This window comes from Streptomyces sp. NPDC003034 (assembly GCF_053591375.1).
On record NZ_JBSFTS010000057.1, the window covers coordinates 1 to 3,400 of the forward strand.

At 71.1% G+C, this 3,400-nt stretch carries 3 protein-coding genes; all 3 read right to left on the bottom strand.

Annotated elements, in window-relative coordinates:
• On the bottom strand, positions 1 to 1,061 hold a 1,061-nt coding region (locus ACWDX7_RS28350; RefSeq protein ID WP_451752050.1), incomplete at its 3' end, for a LacI family DNA-binding transcriptional regulator.
• Positions 1,062 to 1,399: 338 nt separating this feature from the next.
• Positions 1,400 to 2,449, bottom strand: coding sequence for an HTTM domain-containing protein (locus ACWDX7_RS28355; RefSeq protein WP_451491902.1), 1,050 nt, complete (start codon positions 2,447 to 2,449; stop codon positions 1,400 to 1,402).
• Positions 2,450 to 2,510: 61 nt separating this feature from the next.
• On the bottom strand, positions 2,511 to 3,224 hold the full coding sequence (locus ACWDX7_RS28360; RefSeq protein ID WP_451491853.1) for a DUF5819 family protein: 714 nt from the start codon (positions 3,222 to 3,224) through the stop codon (positions 2,511 to 2,513).
• Positions 3,225 to 3,400 lie beyond the last annotated feature (176 nt).

Sequence of the window (3,400 nt, forward strand, 5' to 3'; positions counted from 1 at the left end):
CGGCGACCCCCGCCATCACCAGGTCCGCCTTCGGCGAGGTGGCAGGCTCCCCGAGGGCCGACAGCAGCCGCGATCCCAGTGACCACCGCGCCGGTGGTCACGTCGCCGCGCAGCCGCGCCAGCAGCAGTTCCACCGCGTCCGCGGCCGCCCGGTCCAGATGCAGGTCGACGGCCGTGAGCGGCGGCTCGCAGGTACGGGCGCGCAGCCCGTCGTACCGGGTGACGACCATGACGTCCTGCGGCACGGAGCGCCCGCTGTCCCGGATGGCCCGGACCGCGCCCACGGCGAAGGCGTCCACCAGCGCGCAGACGGCGTCGATCCCGGGATGCTCGGCGAGCAGCGCGGCACAGCGCTCGTAGCCGGCCTGCTCGCCCCCCGACTCGGGCGCCGTCACCACGATCGGCTCCCAGCCGTACTCCTCGGCCAGGCGCTCGTACGCGGCCCGCGCGTCGACCGACGAATGCCGTGCGCCGGATCCGATGAGGAGCGCGGGCCGGGCGGCGCCCTGTTCGCGCAGGTGGCCGAGCAGCAGCTCGGCGACGAGCCGGCCGCGCAGATCGACGTACGGAGCGCTCTCCTCCGGCGAGACCGGCCTGCCGAGCGCCACGTACGGCAGCCCGCGCTCCCTCAGATGGGCCGCCGCCGCATCGTGCACGTCCGGCTCGACGACGATGGCCCCGTCGATGTCGACCGAGTTCAGCCCTGACCCGGACTGCACCGGCGGGACGAGCACGAGCGCGTAGTCGTGCAGCAGGGCGCTCTCGGCGGCAGCGGCGGCGATCTCCATGTAGAAGCCCAGCCGGGACGGCCCACCGGCCACCGCGAACGGCATGGAGGAGGCGAGGGCGATGGCCCTCGCCTGCCCGCGCCGCAGCCGCTGGGCCCGCAGGCTGGGCCGGTAGCCGAGCTCGGCGGCGACCTGTTTGATGCGCTCCCGCGTCCGGGGGTCCACCTTGCCGAGGCCGTTGAGGGCGTGCGAGACCGTCGTACGGGACACCCCGGCGACACGGGCCACATCGGCGATCGTGGGTCGCCCTGAGCCGGAACCGGAAGCGGGCATCAGCGCGGACGCTCCTCACTGTTGGGACGGGGACACCTCCATCTTCCCCGACGGCACCGGTGGCCGCGTCCCGACGCGAGGCGCAGGGGGCTGTGCCGGCGGTGGAGAACGATACGTAACCCGGCCCGGACGAGGACGCCCGGGGCCGGGGAAGGGGCGGGCGGGCATGACCCTGCCGTCGAGTACCTGGTCCGCCGCGACGCCTCGCAGGCTTTCCTGGACTGGATCCCGGCCGATGACGTCCCGCCCGGCCTGCGCGTCGAGACCACCGACCCCTGGGTCCCGTACCGGCCCACACCGTCAACGCCTCCACGGGGAGCGCCGACCTCCTGCTCGGTTCAGCCGGCCGGTCCCGGCTGGGGTGGTACGAGTGCGGGTTCGCCAGCGGCCGGATCCCCCGTCCGGGAGACTCCTGCGGATCGGAGCGTACGTCGCCACAGTTGCCCCAAGGACCGGTAGAAGCGGTCCGGAAGGAACACGGCGTCCGCGACGATCATCACGGCGGAGAAGAGCGGCAGTCCCAAGAAGACCGCGATCCCCACGTGCAGGCCCAACAGCATGGTCAGGACCGGGTATTTGAGCCTGCCGAACAGGACGAACGGGAACGCGACCTGCAGCAGCACCGTCAGATACCCGGCGATGGCGATCACCACGGAGTGCTCGTCCAGCAGGAGGGACAGCGCGGGCCAGGGCCGGAAGAGTTCGAGGTTCAGCACGTAGTGGAGGGCGGTGCCGTTGCCCCAGGAGCCGCCCTGCACCTTGTACAGGCCTGCGGATCCGTAGAGGAAGCAGACCTGGGCGGCGATGACGAACATGCCGCAGTTGTGCAGCACGGTCACCACGGTCCGGCGGAACCCGCGAACTGCGCGAAACCCGCAGGACCCGAGGAGCCCGGAGACCCCGGGGAATCTGCGCGGGTGCCGGGCCCCGTCCGCCGCCGCGCCCGTCCGCCTGCGTGCGTCCAGGGACCAGCGACGGCCGCAGGCGGTGAAGACGAGGTAGACGGACATCAGGAGGATGAGATTGTCGCCCCCGTCCGTCATGAAGATCGCCCGGGCGTGGAACGAGGCCACCACGACCGCGAAGAGCACGGACACGGCCCTGGTCCGCCAGCCGAGCATGAAAAGTGCGGATGTGACCAGAGCGGCCGCGTAACAGCTCTCGAAGTACGCACGGTGGTCGGAGAGGGTGAGGAGGCTAACCCATCCGGTCTGGTCGAAGAGCTGCCTCGCCAGCTCGGGCGTCCACGGCGCATCGGGACCCCAGATCTCGTGGCGGTGCGGGAACTCGCGCAACAGGAAGACCAGGTAGAGCAGTCCGTATCCGATACGGAGGACCGCTGCGGCGTACAGGGAGACCGGTCGTTCGATCAGCAGGGCGAAGAGCATGCCCACGCGGTCGAGCACGCGCTGCAGCAGCGGGGGTGCGGGCGCGGAAGCCGATGTCAGCTCAGTTCGTTCCACGGGGCTCCACCTTCCACCAGGGCAGATGACGGGCGTTGGCGGGCACGGCGGCGGCCGTGGCCGGGCGGCGAGCAGCCTGCGTGCCCGAGGCGCCGACGGGTAGCGTGATCACCCGCAGCTGGATGGAGTCGAAGGAGCCGGGCCGGTGGGCGGCGACGCGATCCGCCGCGATGTTGCGCAGGTAGGTCTGCATCATCACGGCACGCTCCGAACGCGGCTGGTCGTCGGTACCGAGCACTTCCAGATAGGAACTCCAGGCGCGGCGCAGCATGTTCTGTGCCGTGTGGCTGGGGAAGGGATTGTGTTCGACTGCGGAAGCGTCCACGGCACTCAGGTCGAACCAGTCACTGACCTCCACGGTGCCGTCGGGCGTCGTCCGCCCGGTCCTCGCTGAGATCTGCCGGTTGACCGACTCCGGGTCCGGGGCGAAGAGCCGCCAGTTCTGCTCGAACAGCGGATAGACCCAGGCGTTGATCGGCCGGCTGTAGAGCTGCGAAACCGCGTTCGCCGGCGCCACGTGCAGAAAGACCAGGAGGACGTGGGCCAGCGCCGTTGCCAGGCACAGGATGACGACGGCCGCCGTTCCCGCGTTCAGCGGACGGCGAGGCTCCGCATCATCCGCATCGCCCCCGTACGCGTGCGGACCGCCGCCACGGTCCTCGACGGACCGCCCGGCCGCCGAGTGCTCCGGTTCCGTCACGTCCGCTGCCTTGACACCGCCCAGCACGGCCCCACCCGGCCTTCCCGTCGAGAATGCTCATGTATCCGTTCCTTCCTGCTCCTGCGAGCGGCGACTGGCCGGCTACAAGCGCCCCAAGTCCGTCGACTTCATCGAGACGATGCCGCGCGACCCGAACGGCAAGCTGTACAAGCGGC

Excerpts from the sequence above, each read along its gene's own strand:
- ACWDX7_RS28355 (WP_451491902.1), bottom strand. The coding sequence starts at position 2,449 with ATGCTCTTCGCCCTGCTGATCGAACGACCGGTCTCCCTGTACGCCGCA.